Below are 15,761 nucleotides of genomic sequence, written 5' to 3'. Positions count from 1 at the left end.
CTGGCGACGACAGCATCAGGCGGCCGCACGTGCCGCTCACCTCAAGTCACGCTGTAAAAAGCAACTGTAGTACTAGGGGGGGGAAAACTCAACCAGAACGACTGCTACCGAAACTCCTAGCCCCTCCGCACGCTCTTGCTTCATGCCCCTGTATTTCTTCCATGTGCGCACCATCGATCGGCTATTCCAAGATGTGGAAGGGGCTGATTTTCCGCATCTTGAAGCGGCACAAGATGAGGCTAAGACGGCGGCCCGCCAGTTGCTGGCTCAGCAAGTCGATAGCGATGGCGTGCTCATCAGGAACCAGCAATTCGAGATCTGCGACGAAGCAGGGCAGCTTCTTGCAACAGTTCCTTTCGCCGACGCAGTCAAGCTGAAGTAGCTTTAAGCGTTCTTCGGTCGTTGCTGGTTGCTGCCTTTGATTGAATCTTCAACCTAGCGAGAAGAGCAGACACACAGGGCTTTCACTGGCAGACGAGCTGTGGTGATAAGATTTGCTGCCCATGAAAGCGATCCGAGGCACGGCGCACGATGCCGTAGCACTCGCAGGCGGCAGCCTCCAGGCCGGGCCGGTTGGTCACGGTGATCTCCCCCCGCTCGTAGTGGATGAGGCCTGCTTTCCGTAAGAACCCCGCTGCTACGGAGACGCCGGCCCGACGCACCCCGAGCATCATGCTCATAAACTCCTGCGTCATCGAGAAGGTGTCGCCTTCACTCCGATCATGCGCCATCAGCAGCCACCGGGCCAGACGCTCGGCAACTCCGTGGCGCCCGTTGCAGGCGCCTGTGCGGGCCACCTGCTCATGATGCACCAAGGCGTAGCGAAGCAGCAGGGAGTGGAGCGCGGGCGTGCTCTCCAGCATCTCCCGCAGTGCCGCCGCGCTCATCCGCAACGCGGTGCCTGGGTGCTGCACCATGGCCTCCAGGCCATCGGAATCACCTTCAAGCACGACTGGAATCCCGACCATGCCATCGAAGCCGATCTGCCCGACCTCGATGGCATCACCATCCTCCATGTAGACCAGCATGGAAACATAGCCGGTCTCGGGGAAGTAGATCTCGGTGATGGGCTGTTCCGGCGCGTGCAGGACCCGCCGGATAGGCAGTTCAACAAGCTTCAGCTGTGGCCAGAGCGTCGCGAGGTCTTCAGGCGGCAAGGCGGCCAGCAGGCGATTGCGGGGAGCGGGTCGAGACGGGGGGGCCATGATGAGCTCTAGCGAACGGGTGTCGGCGGGAGCGCATGGCATCTCTCAGCTGCCTGCGCCGGAGGGGGCCTCAGCAGGCAATAAACGGTATCTGGTGCGGGGAGGCACCGGATATAAGTACGAAACCGCACAAAAAGCTCCAGAGCTACAGTTAGCGGCTTCCTGATCGAGGCTTCACCCTGATTGGCGACCTGGGAGGAGTATACTACTTCGGGTGTCTCGCCAAACAACGGCTATTCGCTGCTCCGGCAGTCGGCCCTCAAACCGGCCCGCGCAAGTCATGTGCCAGTGCTGCCACGTCGCGACTGCTAAGGTCCAGGCTCTTGCCCTGTAGGTACGTCTCAATCCACGCAGTGCGTTCGGGCGACCCGGTGACAATCACCCTGGCTTCAGCAGCGCTGAGCCCTGTGCGGATCAAAGCCGCTTGGACCGCGAGAGTGGTGGTAGACAGTGAAGTAACAGCTTGGGACATTTTGCACGCTTCCCTCTGACTGGTCAGCCTCATCTACTTGCCGAGTTCGGTGCAAACGTGGCTGCAAGTTGTCTAGAAACGGTCAACGCCACCGAACTGTTGCAGTGCAGCACAAATGTCGCACTGCACAAATGCGAAGTGTGGAAGTTTTGTGAAACCACTTGGTAGAAGAGCAGTTATTCCACACAGCAACGCATGGAGGTGAACCCCTCAGTGATCTTGCAAGTGACGACTACGGCGTAACTCTGTTATCGCTCTCCGTAAAATCCTAACTGTCGAGTGTCATTCTTGATGTCGTGGAAATGGCGAGCGGACAATCCGCTCGCCATTTTTGTTTTCAGCTGACCAGCTTGGCTGCAATGGCACCTAACGTCTTAACCGCCTCGGTGACTGCAATGTTGCCATCGCGTAGATCCCTGAAGCACTGCATGACCTGTTCGCCTGCTTCCTTGCGGATCACGTCCACACGCACACGCTCTTCATCCACGCGCTCGCGTTCCTCGCGTAGCTGCGCCTCGAAGCTGACACGCTGTTCCTTCATCTCACGCTTGAGGTTGCCATGGCTGACTAGCAGCACGAACACGAACCCGATCAACAGGTATGCAGCGCCAGGACCGGCACCAGCGATTGTGGTCACCGCAGTTAGCATGGCTGTGACGAGTGCGGCACCAACTGGCCCGTTAAGAATGTCCTTGAGTGTGTCCATGCTCGCCTCCCAATAGCTGTGCGAGGAAGGCCTTCAGGCGATCAACCTCTTTGTCTCTGACGATGCGTGAGCGCTCTGCTTCATGCTTGGCATCTTGGATCTGTGTGTCGATGTTCTGTGGATTGCGTGGCTTTCCGCGACGCTCAATGGTGACTGATGTGCTCATACAGGGCTTTCATGCTGGCGTTGATGCCAGCATTGCGCATGGCCAATGCCTGTATTTAATCCTGTGAGAGTGATGTTCCGGAGAGTGATAAGTAGAAGAGCGCCAGACTTCGTGCCAGGACAGCTGAACTATCGAAGCTGCTCTTCTAGACGACTCCTAAAGGTGGATGAACCCTATGCCCTCACTATGGCATGGGGTTCTTCTTTGTCAGCCGAACGCCTGCCACTCACGTAGCTTGGCTTCGCATGCCTTTCGGCTCTTCTTGCATTCCCACGGTGGGTTGCCGTCATCGTAGAAGTGTGTGCCGTGCATCGCTGGTGTTAGCTGCACTGGTCTCGAATGTTGCTCCACCACATTGCCTGTTCGCAGTAGGATCTTGTGGTAGTTGCGATTGACCATGAGTTCCGAGCCATCCTCCAGCTTGTAGATTGCATAGGGCAACTCGGTGCGTAGGCGCTGGCTAAGCGTCTGCTTCATTGATGTGACTCCTTGACGGTGTTCTTGTTGTTTGTGCGACTGTTAGTCGATGCCGTGTGTCATTCTAGCTATGAGTATGTCGGTGCCCTTCTTCTCGTGCTCCTCCACGACAGCATTCAACAGCACCAAACGCTTCTGCTCCGCGGTTTGAAGTTCACTGAGCTGATCGTGTTGCTTCCTAAGATCCTGCCTCATACTCTGTAGCGTATCGCATTCCTCGTAATGCTCCATGCCCGCAAGCGCTCTGATCTTCTGGAGATTGCCCCGCATGATCAGTCCTTGGAGGGTGGTAATGAACTCCTCCCTCATCCGGCATCGGATTGAGAGATCACGCATTTCGATGCGAACACGAACTTCCTGATTCACCTTGTTGTTCTTCATGATGCGTCTGCCTCTCTGAACATTGCTGCCTGTCGCTTCACTAATGCGAACACATCCAGGTCGTCTTTATGTGATTTGATGTCTGCGATGATCTTCATGGCCGGATGAGTTTCGTGAGCCAGCTTGATGTCTTTGATGCGGGCTAGCACCTGTTCCGCGCTGTTGTCCGGGGTGGCGTTAGCAACTGGCTGCTCGGCCTGCTGTACTGCGTTCTCAACGATTGCGGCTTCTAGCTTCTCGGTCTGTGCAGTCTGCTGCATTGCGACCTTCTGCGCGCGCACGCGTGCCCAACGCTCCTGCGCCTTCAAGCGCTTCTTCTCGCGCGTCTCGTCTGAGTCCTTTGTGCCAGTGAGCGTCTTTGCAATCTTGTCGGCCTTCTCACGTGAGCAAGCGATGCCGGTCTTCACTAGTGACTGACGAGCTTTGGTCTTCTCGCTATGCCTGTCGCCCTTTTTGAACTGGGCGTTCTTGATGCTCTGCTTGCGGGTCATGATCTGCACGTCATTGACCGTCATCACAGCAGCCGGCTTGCCGGTCTTCCATGTGAGAACCAAGCCTGTCTCTGGATCGCGGAACATCTTGGCGAAGGCATTCAGCCCACGCTTGTTGAGGTGCTTGAGCAGTGTGTTTCGACGGAAGGAGGTGTAGAGGCTGAGATACTGGGACAGTGTCAGCTGGAAATCGACGCCTTTGCCGGTCTGATACCGACGGGCTGCTTCATAGCGGCCGGTGAGGAATGCGACGACGTCTTCGGGTGTGTATGTCTTCATGGGGTGGAAGCCCTCGTGTTAGAGAAAAGAAAAAGCCCGGTGCGGGCTTCCAAATCGCACCGGGCTTACCAAACAATCGAACCCTGGCCGGGGTCAGTGACTGCTGGAAAACTGTATCTGAGACGAGTTGTTGGAAGCCTGTCTCTCCGATCTACACATCTATTTATCTAGCAGCGTCATTTCGCTGCACCCTGCGTCTGAGTTCGTTGTAGCTGGGCTCAGCTGGCTTTCTCAATATTCATCCGACGTGACACAAGAAAACAGGTAATAGGCTGATCCCATATGACTCTTCTTGATTGACTTGGCTTTCCTCTCTCAGAAGTAATTGGCTGATCCCATCTACTTCGTAGAAGTAGATAGGACCACCCACTTTCCCCTGAAAGAAGAAACACAAGACGAATCGTCTTTCGCCTGGCTGCGCCACTTTCGTGGCACGCCTCAGGCGAACACGTCGCTTTCAGCTCGTCAGGGCTTCGCCCTTTCAACGCTTCGCTTGTGCTCATCTGTCGTGGCTTTGCCACTCCTCAGGTGTCGTGACTTCGTCACTCCTGGGTTGTCAGATGTGTGGGTCATTGGCTGTGGTCGTGGCCTTCTGCCACTCCTGGTTCTTGAGAGGAATTGGCAGGGTGAGTGACGTGGCGCGCGTACGAAATCCAGCAGCACACGCGCCCTGCAAACACGCCCACAGATGCCCTGCGCGGGTCACACAGGGCAGCTCATGCACCGAGAGCCAACTGTATAGCAGCCAATCACACAGGCGCTCACAGGGCATCGTAGACGCTGTCACTGAGTGCATTAACTGCGCATAGAACCTCAGACGCATGAAGGTAAATACCAATGGCAGACAGAGAAAGCGCTGCCCAAGTCATTCATTCCTAAATTCATTCGTTCATGAAAGGACACGCAAGATGTCTGGAATCAGAAACTTCCTCGTCAAGCTCGTAGAAGTCACCGACGAGCAGTACCAGGATCGCGCACAAGAGATCCTCAACCGCTTCGACAAGTACGGCGCAGAAGGCTTCTATCTCGGCCCCAATCTCAAGCTATGGGCAGCACGCGCGCTCAAGTTCAATAAGAAGCTCAAGAAGGTCGCAGTGCCGCAGTGGTTCAAGGACTACGTGAACAGCGACGACAGTGACACAGACAATGAGCGCTTTGGCAGCACTGTTCCGACAAACATCACGAACCACCGCCTTGGTGGTGTCGTGACCCGCACACCGACAACACCGGCCATTGTGCGCAATATGCCCGAGCCCATCCTACTACCCAGCGCCAAGCGCCTGCTTGCAGAGACTACCAAGAACGCCACACCGGATGAGATTGCCCAGGCATTTGCCACCATGGAAGACGAAGATCCTTCCGTGGATGACCTAGTGCTCAACCCGCAGATGGTGGAGTTGGTGCGCTGCTTGGTACAGGTCGAGATGCGCAAGATGTTTACCCAGCTTGCAGCTCTGCCCCCACTGGCCGACGAATAAATACCACTGAGAGTGCAAGGTCCTCCAATCCATTGGCTGCTCAATCTCAATGGCACCAGCACTTCAGACCCCATGGCCCCCTGCGGTCATGGGGTTCTCCTTTGGCCACCCCTCAAGCTCAAGCTGGCCTCATGCGGCGGTAAGTAGGCTGAGAAGGAGAACCCGCACGCAATGACCAGCCCATTCACCATCCTCGCCCCACCCGTCGAAGGCCTCTATCGGCTCAGCCCCCTCACTGAACGAGCCAAAGGCAAGATCACGGTCCATCACTGGCCGCTGACCCAGCAGGGCAGAGAGCACTATCAGGCCGAGTACCAGGCCCTCCGTGAGCAGCTGGCCCAACAGCGCAGCCCACTGTCCGCACAGCAGCCCTGTCCCGAGCCACAGACGCCCTACAAGGCTCCTAAAGCCAATCCCCTAAGCCGGGACAGTGTTGAGCCTGAAACGCCCTGTACGGTGCCCGCAGAACCCCTATGGGACGCTTATCCGGTGGAAGAGCAAAGCGGGCCAGGACGCCACGCCGCGATGTTCGCGCACAATGGCCTAGTGATGTCCGGCAAGGCTTGGGCAGATCGGTTAGGCTACAGCTACGGCAACATGCTCCATCGCCTGAGGTGCATGCCCATTGAGCAAGCCCTCACTTCCAAGCGCTGCCCCTCTTACAGCAAACCTCACAGGGGCAACCGCCATGGTCGCTCCATCACGTACCAGGGCAAGACTGCCACAGTGCGTGAATGGGCCGAGAGTATCGGCGTCAAGGCAGACACACTGCACCGCCGCTTGCGTGATGGCGAGAGTTTGGAGCAGGCCATGGACCTCAGAAGCCGCCGTGGAGGCGCCCGCACGCGATGACTACTCGCAGGCAGAGAGGGGCAATACGCCCCTCATGGTACGCACTACAGCCGCGAGATCGAAACGCGCTGTGTGACCCGCGCAGACCCGCTCAGCATCACTTGCTCAGGCCGATCCACCACAAGTGCCCGGCCGCCTCACCACTAGGAGCCAGCCCAGCTTTGAAAGCACAACGCTGGAAGCAAGTGAGGCTTTCCAACACAAATTCGTCACCATCGCCTAAACACCAAAATCCATGTGGCATTGTTCCATTTCGATTATACACTGATTTGCCGTCAACCAAAACGAGGATGCCAATATGGACGCAGCGTCAGGCGCACAAGGCGCCCTGCGGTATGAACTGCCTGGAAATCAAGTCGAGCCAACAGCAGGACATTGGCTAACTGAACGGAGCCTGTGTCTGCCGTCGCTCAGCGACATTCAAAACATCATAGGTGGCGACAGCAGATTCAAGCTCACGAACGCTGACTTCCCGCAGAATTACGATGATCTTGCTGCGCAGTTTGCCATCTTGATAGCTTTACAAGAGGCACGCTCTTCCGACGCCTATCCCACCCACGTCTCTTATCAAGCCCCGAATGCCGCTGGAGATGAGCAGCAGCGCTTTGATCTGACACCACTTAGCCGCTTCCTCCACCTACAATCAGTTCCCTTTGGAGCCATCATCGACATCGAAGAGCACACCGAATACAGTATAGGCAATGTGAACGAGCAGCATCTGCGCATTCTGTCTCCCACGACACTCGTGAAAGAAGGGCAAGAACTAGCGCGATTGTTCGAGAACGAAACACCAGGACTATACCATCGCCACGCGATGAACTGGCTGCTGTTCGGGCGAATTGATATCTCTCCGCCACGGCAGGCACGAATGTGGATGGCATTGGACATGGCCATATACGCGGCTCTCAGTGCCGCGTGGCACTACAAATGGCTCGATGCCACGCAAAGCCGCTTGCTGCGTCCATCGGAGTATGCGGCCGCCGAGGCCAAGCGTGCCGACAGCAAGGATGATTCAGCCAAGACAGCCGCAAACACATTCACTGTGCTGTACGACACCATTGTGGATCCCGAGGGTCACGAAGTGAACACCTCACCTCGCCCATTTCCCTGCCCTTCTCCCGGCACGCCACGCCACCCGGCATGGCCCTCCGGCCACAGCACTTACAGTGCAGCCGCCAGCTGGCTTCTCGAATACCTCTTCTGTCCTGACGAAACACGCAACATGGAAGATGCTGTGATTTTCGACCGAGCAGACAAGCTCAAAGATCGGCAAGGCAAATTTGACACGAAGGACATTGAGAACCCGATATGGATTGCCGCTGAGCTACGTCGGCTTGCGAACAACATTGGCGAAGCGCGCATGTGGGCAGGCGTGCATTGGCACTTCGATCACTTGGCTGGCCAGAAGATCGGTCGCGCTGCCGCCGAAGCAGTCATCGCTCAGCTACAGAAAGACTGTATCAAGGCCTACACCAAACCGAACCTCCCTGACCCAGACGTCGAATGCATGTCAGATCAACTGCCCACGCCACCCGATGATATTCCAACAGATCGCACGCCATGTGCTGGCAACGAGACGCATGACAAAGTAGCGCCGCAACCCAAGCGTGGGCTGCCTCTGCTCAGAATCCTCGGCACCACCTGAAAGCCGCATTAGACCTGCGCAACAAGAACCCGCAGCAGCCTGAGCTTCAGCCGACGTATTCGCGCCTCACCAGTTAAGCCTTGCTTCGTCTCCGGGAGGCTTAACTGGACAACTACAGACGCAGGCTGCATCACGTGCAGCGAGCCGTCTGGCAGTCATGCTGCTCAAGCTGAGCAGAGCCATCTGACCTCCAACTAGTCACCCGTCAGAGTTAGTGATACTCTTGTGTAACGGAACAAGAGGTTCGCGCGTGCTGCTGATCATCGCCAGGTACTTGCGCAGTTGGCTTCACGTCCCCACACCCACCGAAGTACTTTGGGCGTATCTGATCTCGGTGTCCGCCACGGCTGTGACAGTTGGCTTGCTGGTGGAGCAAGCGGATCTCATGGATGCCATGGCGGCCTACTGGACCGCAGCGGCGGTGTTTACTGCTCTGGTCTGGAGCAGCTGGCAAGAATGGAAACGCGACACGGCACAGCGGGCCGAGTACCACAAGCGCGCCCGTGCCCTTTCACCCGCATTGTACCAGCAGACCAAAGCGCTCGTGGATGTCATGAGGGACATGGCGCGACAGCTCAAGAGTAGTGACAGCTCGTACCACGTCTCCTATCTAGTCGCGAAGCAGTGGTTGCACCCCAAGGTTCAAAAGCAGATCCAAGCGCTGGTCGCACACAATGGCAGCTTTCATCTGTTCCGCGATCGGACGTGTGATCACCTCATTCGCGTGATTGCCAAGATGCAGACATACTCAGCCAGTTGCATAGATCTGACCAACGAAGAGTTCATAGTGAACATCCATGCACGCAGCGGACATGCCCCATACATGTCCGACATGCTACGCGACACTGCAAACCTTAGTGCCACGCTACTGATGCTCTCGCGACACGGAGGCGATTTCATCTTCGTGCCCGACAGGCCATCACCGAAAAGGAAGACTTGATTGGCTGTTGAGAGATCAGAAGACGATGTCTCGTGCTGTGGAAACACCGCACGGCTGAAAGAGATCAGGCACACCGCAGAGAGACACAGTCACACACCTAGACAGCCGAAATACCACTGGCCCCTGCAACACAACGGAGAAATGCCACTCACAAGAAGAGAAATGCATGATCCACCCTTCTCCTCCACCTCTCCACTCACTCCTGAAAATCGCCTCAGTACTCCTGCCCTCAGAAGCCCGCAGAGGGCACAGACAGGAAGAGCGCTACGTGGATAGCGCTCTGTTGCCCTACAGCCCTGTGTGACGCTCTGTGACCCTAGCTGACCCGCATCAGCCTATGCACTGTGGCCCTGTTGATGCCCAGCTCAGCCGCTATACCCACCACTGACATACCGCCCTCCTTCAACTCCCGAATGCGGTCCAGCTGGTTGCGCGCAGTGGGAGCACGACCCTTGTACTTCCCTTCCGCTTGAGCCTTGGCAATGCCTGCGCGCTGCCGTTCAACGATCATGCTGCGCTCCATCTCGGCCACTGCGCCCAATACTGTCAGCATGAACTTGCCAGTAGCCGTGCGGCTATCGATCTGCTGCCCACCCATGCTGAGAATGATCAGCCCCACAGAGCGTCTGTCGAGGTCAGCGACAACCCTGAGCAGTTCCTCCGTACTACGTGCAAGCCGATCCATCTTCGTCACTACGAGAACGTCTGAGGGCTTCAGCGACGCAAGCAAGCTGTCGAACATGGGACGGTGGCCAACTGCACTGGCCTTCTCACCCACTACGTTGCTGCACCCAGCAGCACGCAACTCCGCGTGCTGGTCCTCAAAGCCTGCGTCCTGACCTTGCGTGCTAACACGCGCATACCCGATTTTCACTTGCTCACTCCATCAACTGCATCACTCGCTCAGCGAAGTGTCGCAGCAATCAAAGAGCAAGAAGTATCTCAAGCCGACACAGTCACACTAGGACATCCTCATTGCGATACTCACGCACACATTCCTGTAGGCCACGCAGTCTTCGGCTGACATGCAGGCTCATGATGCTAGAGTTGTTCGCCCTAGGTCATCTCGGTCTCGTTTCCAAAACCAAACTCACATCTGCGAACTGTGAATTAAAAACCACGGCTTCACCCTTCCTCATTGCCCTTTTTGATGCAGCATCCCGACAGCAACTCTGCTCTGTAGAGTTCGCTGCTACTATCTAGGCACCCCTCTTGGCCACTGTTACGATGTGCGGTCGAGAAGAGGCACACGCATGCGCAAACTGATTGATTTTGTATTGCTCGCGCTGCCTTTGTTGGCGCTCGTGCTGGCAGGTATTGGCGGTTGGTATCTGTTTGATTCCCAAAGCGAGATCAATCGCTGGAATGCACTCAGCGCCTACGCCACTGCTGTGGCTGGTGTATTGGCTGTGACAGTGGCCGTGTGGATCGAAGTAGTACGTATTCGTCAAGCGTCGCGCGACCGCAAACCACTCATGGTGATCCAAGCGTATCGTCTGTTGCCGCTGATCAACGAGCTCGTGGCTGAGACTGCAAAGGGTCAAACATCACTGGCGCAACGTGGCTATTTCAGCGATTTGGCATTAATTGGAGTTCGACCCGATCCGATAATCAGCCCCAGCTTGATGACTGAATTCGAGAACGCCTCCGGGGGATTTCAGCATCTGCCAGAACGTGGGCGCAACTCCGCAGCGTACATCCTTGGTAGCTTGGCCACGTACCGCAAGAGCATAGATCGCATGAACAATGGCTTCAATGCGCAGAAGCCCGACACCCAAGCTGTGCGTGATCTAATCAAGCAGCTCAAAACTATCACCGACCACCTCGCGATCTTGCAAAAGGAGGTGCACGCTGTGATCGACGGCAAGCGCTGACTTACATGGCCTGCACTACTGCCCACGCATCCGATAGGGTGGCGGCAATGTCTGCTCATCCACCCACGCAGCAATGATCCGAAACACTGCTTCTGCATTGCCCCAGGCACTCAGGCCGTCATAGGGGTGGCCCGGCAGCTTGAGAATGGCTGTGCTCTGACTGTGCCGCACTGTGGTGCCCCGGTACTCATACACTGTCCAGTCGGTGACTTTCTCACCACGTTCAATGATCCGGGGGCTGTGCTTCTGGCTCATGGGCAGAGAATACCATCCCCCGCCATTAAAAACAGCACGCATGCCCTGAGATCCGTTTCGGCGGCCAACACCCCAGCCCTGTCTGTGAGGTCGGTAAATAAGCAAAACCACTCACAGCTAGGGACACCGCATGGCATTAGAGACATTCAATCTGGTCAAAGACCTAGACATCAACAGCCCTGCCGGTGGTGACAGCCGTGCTCAGGGTGATGACCACATTCGCGGCATCAAGAAGACCATCAAGAACCAGTTCACCAGCTTGGAAGGTCCGGTCACTGTCACAGCGGCACAGCTCAATGACGTGGTGGCTCTTCGCACGGAGCTAAACACTGCCAAGACAGATCTAACCAAGGTGCTCACTCTGGCTGGTGGCATCATGAGTGGCCCCATTGTGGCACCTGCATTCACCACGCCGCCAAGCGGCGTGATCAACGCGGGCTTGATCCAGCAGAATGGCGTGCGACTGATCCCCGTGGGCACAGTGGTCATGTGGTATGGCGATCTCAACGCTGTGCCCGCTGGCTGGTACGTGTGCAATGGCACCAATGGCACTCCCGATCTGCGCAACCGCTTCATCGTGGGTGCAGGCGCAGCGTATGGCGTTGGTGTCACTGGCGGCGTGGACACCCACAACGTGCAGACTTCCACCAATGGCCATCACAACCACACTGGCGTGGTCACGGCCGGTGGCTATCACACCCATGGCGGCACCGTGGGTCATACCGCACTGGGCATTGAGCACATTCCAGCACACCAGCATGGCATGGTATCTAACAGTGGTGGTGGTGGCGGTCTCATCGAGATCACCGGAAACTACGGCAACACCAACAACTACATTCTGCGCATGGATGGCACTCCGACCAGCACTGTGGGCCTTACCAGCGCCACTGGCTCCGGTCATGGCCACACGCACGGCATCGCAGGCGATGGCGAGCACACGCATGGCATTCAGCCGGAAGGCGGCCACGCACACACCATCAGCTTCGACAATCGCCCCAGCTTCTTCGCGCTGGCCTTTCTGATGTTCAAGGGCTGATCGGGGGATAACACCATGGCAAGACACATCCCCCTGCCAGTTCGCAACTTGGCACAAATCGGCATCGTGACTGACGGGCCGTCCTATGACCTGCCACTCAATGGCTTCACGGGTGGCAGCAACGTGGTGTTTGAAAATGGCGCAGTGCGCGACGCACCCATCTGGCGCAAGGCATTTGATCTAGGCACCACAGTGCCCGTGTATGCCATCAGCATGCGCGGCACTCAGACCTATGACGAGACATTTCACGTCACGTCAGACGGACGCATCTTCCGCTTTCAAGATCGCAGCAACACCGAAGTCACACCTGCTGGTTTCACACCCATCGAGGGCATCACACCCTTCACGGGCACCGTGCTGGGATCGGTGGTTTATATCAGTCGCGAAACTCACGTGCCCATGTGCCGCTTGCCAACTGAAACTCAGTTCAAGCCACTGCCCAACTGGGACCCCAACTGGCGTGCAAAGGCTGTGCGCAGCTTTCGTGATTTCGTGTTCGCGATCAATGTCACCAAGGATGGTGTGGACAATCCGAACCTCGTGAAATGGTCAAACCTCGCTCTCCAAGGACAGGTGCCCGACACCTGGGACAGCACTGACATCAGCAACAACGTGGCCGGTGAAAATCCACTCACCGATGCCACAGCACCGCTGATCGATGCCGGTACACTGCGCGACTTCTTCATGATCTACGGCGGTCGCGAGACGTTCAAGGCACGTTATGTCGAGGGCCAGTTCATCTTCGACTTCCAGAAAGTCAGCGGCAATGGCGGCATCATCAACGCCAACTGCTTTGCGGAGGTCAATGGCGAGCATTACGTGTTCGGCCCCAACAACATCTACAAGACCGATGGCACCAATCAGGTCAGCATCAGCGAGGGCATGGTCAACAACGAGATCTACGGCACCATGAACAAGCTGAAGGCGCACCGCTTCTTCGTGTTCCACAATGCCAAGCTGGGTCACGTGATGTTCTGCTTCGTGAGCGGCAACAACGTTCACTTCGAGAACACCGAGTTCTGCAACCGCGCTGCGGTGTTCAACTACAAGAACAACACGTGGTCCTTTGCCGATCTGCCCAACGTGCCCATGATGGTCAACAGCAACATGGACAGCCGCCGCACCTGGGATGAGGTGGAAGGCACATGGGATGATGATGGGGGCACCTGGTATGACGAAGAGCACAGCAGCGCCACGCACGCTGTAGGCTTTGCCTGCCAGTGGAGTGACGTGGGTTCCGGTCGTTCGATCCCCACCAGCCGCGTGGTGGCCTATGACTATCTGGATGATGGTTCAGTTGGCTACCCCATGGACCCGGATTGCTACGCTCCAGTTTGGATCGAGCGCATCAACATCGACCTCGACGAGCTACAACTGCCCATCAAGACGCAGAAGAGCATCCGAGAGCTGGCGCCGCAGGTGGACACTGCGCGCAACATGCCCTTCGTGTTCCGCATCGGCGCTGGGCGTACAGCCAGTGAACGCACCTACAGTGATCCTGTGGAGTACAACCCCACCGATCCTGTTCGCGTGAAGGTGGATAGCCGCGCTACAGGTCGCTACCTCAACATTCGCGGCACTACCACCACCCCGGCTGGCTTCAAGTGGAGTGGTTATGACCTGCTCGTGCTGCCCATTGGCAGGAGATAAGCCATGGCACTGAATTCACGTGATTATCTGGTGCTGGTGCCCTATCGGCCCACCAGCCCACCGGAAGACCCTCGCAGCCTCAAGCAGTACTTCCACAATGAGCTGGAGAAGCTGAGTGCCACAGTGGCTCAGATTGCCGAGGCAGCACCACAGGCCGCAGATACAGCACCTCGCAACCCTCGCAGGGGCACAATCCGCCTCAACGTCCTGCCCTGGAACCCTACTGGGGATGGGGCAGAAGGGCTTGTGTGGTGGAATGGCACATCATGGCGCCGCATCACGTCGGCGTAACGCCCAGCCACAGCTTCAAGGTGCCGGTGGTTGTCCGCCCCGGCTACCTGATCAGCCTTGAGCGCTTCGGCGCTGTGACCTTTGGCCACATCGACGTAACTGCCCCCTACACACCCAGCCTCAAGCGCCAGATCGCAGCCGATTTCCAGCTGGTGCGACAGCTACAGGGCGCACCTGTGTTCATCCACGTGGAACGCACCAATACCAAGCTGGCAAGGTTCGCACAGAGCTTCGGCTTCCGCCTGATCACCAGCTGCACCGATGACCGAGGAGTAAATACGGACATCTACGCAATCTGATCAAGGAGATGCCATGGGAAGCCTATTCGGTGGTGGCGAAACCAAGCAAACCACAAAGTCCTCGGTGCTACAGGAAGAGCAGGTCAAGGCTATGCTGTCCGGCGCTATCGATGACTACAACAACAAGCAGACCCAAGATCTGCCTCTTCAGCAATACGCCGGGCTCAACTCCAATCAGCTTGACGCAATCAACTACATCCAGCAGTTCGCAGCCAACAATGGCTCAGTGGCTCAGACAGGTGACGCAGCCTCGACCGGCCTAGGCGCCATGAACCCGTTCGTGCAGAACGCCAGCAACTTCGCAGCCGGCAATTTCGGCAATGCAGGTGGCGCCAATGCCGGACAGGTCAACGCGTTCAACGACAGCAGCCTAGCAGCACTCCTGCAATCAGGCACCTATGGCAACAACGCACAGACGTTGTTCAACACTGCCATGGGTGATCCCACTCAGCAGAACGTGTCCGCGGCAACTGCCTACATGAACAACCCGCTTGTTCAGGGCCAGATCGACGCAGTGAGCCGCGACGTGGCTCGCAACCTTAGTGAGAACACACTTCCCACACTCAACATGGCAGCCAGTGCAGGCGGCAATCTCAACTCCAGCCGTGCTGGTGCTGCCGAAGCAGTGGCTACACGCGCTGCAAGCGATCAGATGGCCGACAACGCCTCCAACATTCGCAGTGCGGCTTACAACAATGGCCTACAGCTAGCCGAACAGGCTCGCAGCACCAACCTGAATGCGGCCAATGCTGCAAATGGTCAGGTGGGCAACTACGCCAACATGGGCTTCACCAACACATTGAATGGCATGAACTTTGGTGAAGGTCAGCGCCAGTTCAACGTAGGCACTCAGCAGCAGGCAAACGCTCAGCTTGGCCAAGCAGCCAACATGGGCACAGAGAACGCCACTGCACAGACCGATCTCGCCAGCAGCCTCTATCAGTTGCTCGCCGGTGCCGGTGCTACCAAGCAGACCGATCAGCAGAACCAGAACAACACCGACTACCTGAACCAGATGGGTCTCTACAACAAGGACAGCGCGGATCTCGCGACATTCAAGAGCCTGCTTGACGGTAACTACGGAGGAACAGACGTCACATCTTCAAAGAAGTCCAGCAACGTAGGCGGACAGGTTCTCGGAGCCATTGCCACTGTAGCAGCGGCCTACTTCACAGGCGGTGCGTCTCTTGCTGTGCAGGCTGGTGCAACTGCGGCTGCGGGTGCGGCTGCTAGTGCCGCATCAAACTCCGGCTCAAAGTGAGGG

The 15,761-nt window shown here is 57.0% G+C and carries 17 protein-coding genes; 10 read left to right on the top strand and 7 right to left on the bottom strand.

Annotated elements, in window-relative coordinates:
• Positions 1 to 142: 142 nt before the first annotated feature.
• Positions 143 to 382 (top strand): DUF6894 family protein, encoded by a 240-nt coding sequence (locus D2K64_RS24435; RefSeq protein WP_157985860.1) that lies wholly within the window; start codon positions 143 to 145, stop codon positions 380 to 382.
• An 82-nt stretch (positions 383 to 464) separates the two neighbouring features.
• On the opposite strand, the gene D2K64_RS14635 is transcribed toward D2K64_RS24435, so the two are convergent.
• The 5 genes from D2K64_RS14635 to D2K64_RS14620 form a co-directional block, all read right to left on the bottom strand.
• Positions 465 to 1,157, bottom strand: a complete 693-nt coding sequence (locus tag D2K64_RS14635) for a Crp/Fnr family transcriptional regulator (protein WP_238384200.1) — start codon at positions 1,155 to 1,157, stop codon at positions 465 to 467.
• An 857-nt stretch (positions 1,158 to 2,014) separates the two neighbouring features.
• Entirely contained in the window at positions 2,015 to 2,383 is a 369-nt protein-coding gene (locus D2K64_RS14630; RefSeq protein ID WP_157985859.1) for a hypothetical protein, read from the bottom strand.
• A gap of 373 nt (positions 2,384 to 2,756) precedes the next feature.
• Positions 2,757 to 3,026, bottom strand: a complete 270-nt coding sequence (locus tag D2K64_RS24430) for a hypothetical protein (RefSeq protein WP_157985858.1) — start codon at positions 3,024 to 3,026, stop codon at positions 2,757 to 2,759.
• A gap of 42 nt (positions 3,027 to 3,068) precedes the next feature.
• Complete coding sequence (locus D2K64_RS14625) at positions 3,069 to 3,407, bottom strand: hypothetical protein (protein WP_157985857.1); 339 nt, start codon at positions 3,405 to 3,407, stop codon at positions 3,069 to 3,071.
• A complete protein-coding gene (locus D2K64_RS14620) occupies positions 3,404 to 4,177 on the bottom strand; it encodes a hypothetical protein (protein ID WP_120009118.1) in 774 nt (257 codons plus the stop codon). Before D2K64_RS14620 ends, D2K64_RS14625 begins: the two co-directional genes overlap by 4 nt.
• Positions 4,178 to 5,085: 908 nt before the next feature.
• On the opposite strand from D2K64_RS14620, the gene D2K64_RS14615 reads away from it, so the two are divergent.
• The 4 genes from D2K64_RS14615 to D2K64_RS14600 all read left to right on the top strand — a co-directional run bounded on the left by D2K64_RS14615 (position 5,086) and on the right by D2K64_RS14600 (position 9,092).
• The gene (locus D2K64_RS14615; RefSeq protein WP_120009117.1) at positions 5,086 to 5,655 is read left to right on the top strand and encodes a hypothetical protein; all 570 of its coding nucleotides are present in this window, start codon (positions 5,086 to 5,088) and stop codon (positions 5,653 to 5,655) included.
• A gap of 171 nt (positions 5,656 to 5,826) precedes the next feature.
• Positions 5,827 to 6,507, top strand: coding sequence for a hypothetical protein (locus D2K64_RS24425; protein WP_157985856.1), 681 nt, complete (start codon positions 5,827 to 5,829; stop codon positions 6,505 to 6,507).
• 298 nt (positions 6,508 to 6,805) lie between these two features.
• Entirely contained in the window at positions 6,806 to 8,152 is a 1,347-nt protein-coding gene (locus D2K64_RS14605; protein WP_120009115.1) for a phosphatase PAP2 family protein, read from the top strand.
• Between the two features lie 250 nt (positions 8,153 to 8,402).
• Positions 8,403 to 9,092, top strand: coding sequence for a hypothetical protein (locus D2K64_RS14600; RefSeq protein WP_120009114.1), 690 nt, complete (start codon positions 8,403 to 8,405; stop codon positions 9,090 to 9,092).
• A gap of 316 nt (positions 9,093 to 9,408) precedes the next feature.
• Here D2K64_RS14600 and D2K64_RS14595 read toward each other — a convergent pair whose 3' ends face one another.
• Complete coding sequence (locus tag D2K64_RS14595) at positions 9,409 to 9,966, bottom strand: recombinase family protein (RefSeq protein WP_120009113.1); 558 nt, start codon at positions 9,964 to 9,966, stop codon at positions 9,409 to 9,411.
• A gap of 379 nt (positions 9,967 to 10,345) precedes the next feature.
• Between D2K64_RS14595 and D2K64_RS24420 the strand changes: the two genes are divergently transcribed.
• Positions 10,346 to 10,966, top strand: a complete 621-nt coding sequence (locus D2K64_RS24420; RefSeq protein ID WP_157985855.1) for a hypothetical protein — start codon at positions 10,346 to 10,348, stop codon at positions 10,964 to 10,966.
• A gap of 15 nt (positions 10,967 to 10,981) precedes the next feature.
• Here D2K64_RS24420 and D2K64_RS24415 read toward each other — a convergent pair whose 3' ends face one another.
• Positions 10,982 to 11,221 carry a hypothetical protein gene (locus D2K64_RS24415; RefSeq protein WP_157985854.1) on the bottom strand — a complete coding sequence of 80 codons (240 nt, stop codon included), beginning with the start codon at positions 11,219 to 11,221 and terminating at the stop codon, positions 10,982 to 10,984.
• A 130-nt stretch (positions 11,222 to 11,351) separates the two neighbouring features.
• On the opposite strand from D2K64_RS24415, the gene D2K64_RS14590 reads away from it, so the two are divergent.
• The 4 genes from D2K64_RS14590 to D2K64_RS14575 all read left to right on the top strand — a co-directional run bounded on the left by D2K64_RS14590 (position 11,352) and on the right by D2K64_RS14575 (position 15,758).
• Positions 11,352 to 12,257 (top strand): phage tail protein, encoded by a 906-nt coding sequence (locus D2K64_RS14590; RefSeq protein WP_120009112.1) that lies wholly within the window; start codon positions 11,352 to 11,354, stop codon positions 12,255 to 12,257.
• 15 nt (positions 12,258 to 12,272) lie between these two features.
• Positions 12,273 to 13,907, top strand: a complete 1,635-nt coding sequence (locus D2K64_RS14585; RefSeq protein WP_157985853.1) for a hypothetical protein — start codon at positions 12,273 to 12,275, stop codon at positions 13,905 to 13,907.
• A gap of 266 nt (positions 13,908 to 14,173) precedes the next feature.
• A complete protein-coding gene (locus D2K64_RS14580) occupies positions 14,174 to 14,497 on the top strand; it encodes a hypothetical protein (RefSeq protein ID WP_157985852.1) in 324 nt (107 codons plus the stop codon).
• Between the two features lie 13 nt (positions 14,498 to 14,510).
• Complete coding sequence (locus D2K64_RS14575) at positions 14,511 to 15,758, top strand: hypothetical protein (RefSeq protein WP_120009109.1); 1,248 nt, start codon at positions 14,511 to 14,513, stop codon at positions 15,756 to 15,758.
• The last annotated feature ends 3 nt before the right edge of the window (positions 15,759 to 15,761 follow it).

The sequence above is a fragment of the Teichococcus vastitatis genome, from assembly GCF_003604215.1.
Taxonomy (GTDB): domain Bacteria; phylum Pseudomonadota; class Alphaproteobacteria; order Acetobacterales; family Acetobacteraceae; genus Pseudoroseomonas; species Pseudoroseomonas vastitatis.
The sequence above is the reverse complement of the archived record's forward strand: the minus strand, read 5'-3'. Positions and strand labels throughout refer to the sequence as shown.

Coding starts and splice junctions, on each gene's coding strand:
- D2K64_RS24435 (WP_157985860.1), top strand. CDS start 143: ATGCCCCTGTATTTCTTCCATGTGCGCACCATCGATCGGCTATTCCAA.
- D2K64_RS14630 (WP_157985859.1), bottom strand. CDS start 2,383: ATGGACACACTCAAGGACATTCTTAACGGGCCAGTTGGTGCCGCACTC.
- D2K64_RS24430 (WP_157985858.1), bottom strand. CDS start 3,026: ATGAAGCAGACGCTTAGCCAGCGCCTACGCACCGAGTTGCCCTATGCA.
- D2K64_RS14625 (WP_157985857.1), bottom strand. CDS start 3,407: ATGAAGAACAACAAGGTGAATCAGGAAGTTCGTGTTCGCATCGAAATG.
- D2K64_RS14620 (WP_120009118.1), bottom strand. CDS start 4,177: ATGAAGACATACACACCCGAAGACGTCGTCGCATTCCTCACCGGCCGC.
- D2K64_RS14615 (WP_120009117.1), top strand. CDS start 5,086: ATGTCTGGAATCAGAAACTTCCTCGTCAAGCTCGTAGAAGTCACCGAC.
- D2K64_RS24425 (WP_157985856.1), top strand. CDS start 5,827: ATGACCAGCCCATTCACCATCCTCGCCCCACCCGTCGAAGGCCTCTAT.
- D2K64_RS14605 (WP_120009115.1), top strand. CDS start 6,806: ATGGACGCAGCGTCAGGCGCACAAGGCGCCCTGCGGTATGAACTGCCT.
- D2K64_RS24420 (WP_157985855.1), top strand. CDS start 10,346: ATGCGCAAACTGATTGATTTTGTATTGCTCGCGCTGCCTTTGTTGGCG.
- D2K64_RS24415 (WP_157985854.1), bottom strand. CDS start 11,221: ATGAGCCAGAAGCACAGCCCCCGGATCATTGAACGTGGTGAGAAAGTC.
- D2K64_RS14590 (WP_120009112.1), top strand. CDS start 11,352: ATGGCATTAGAGACATTCAATCTGGTCAAAGACCTAGACATCAACAGC.
- D2K64_RS14585 (WP_157985853.1), top strand. CDS start 12,273: ATGGCAAGACACATCCCCCTGCCAGTTCGCAACTTGGCACAAATCGGC.
- D2K64_RS14580 (WP_157985852.1), top strand. CDS start 14,174: ATGGCGCCGCATCACGTCGGCGTAACGCCCAGCCACAGCTTCAAGGTG.
- D2K64_RS14575 (WP_120009109.1), top strand. CDS start 14,511: ATGGGAAGCCTATTCGGTGGTGGCGAAACCAAGCAAACCACAAAGTCC.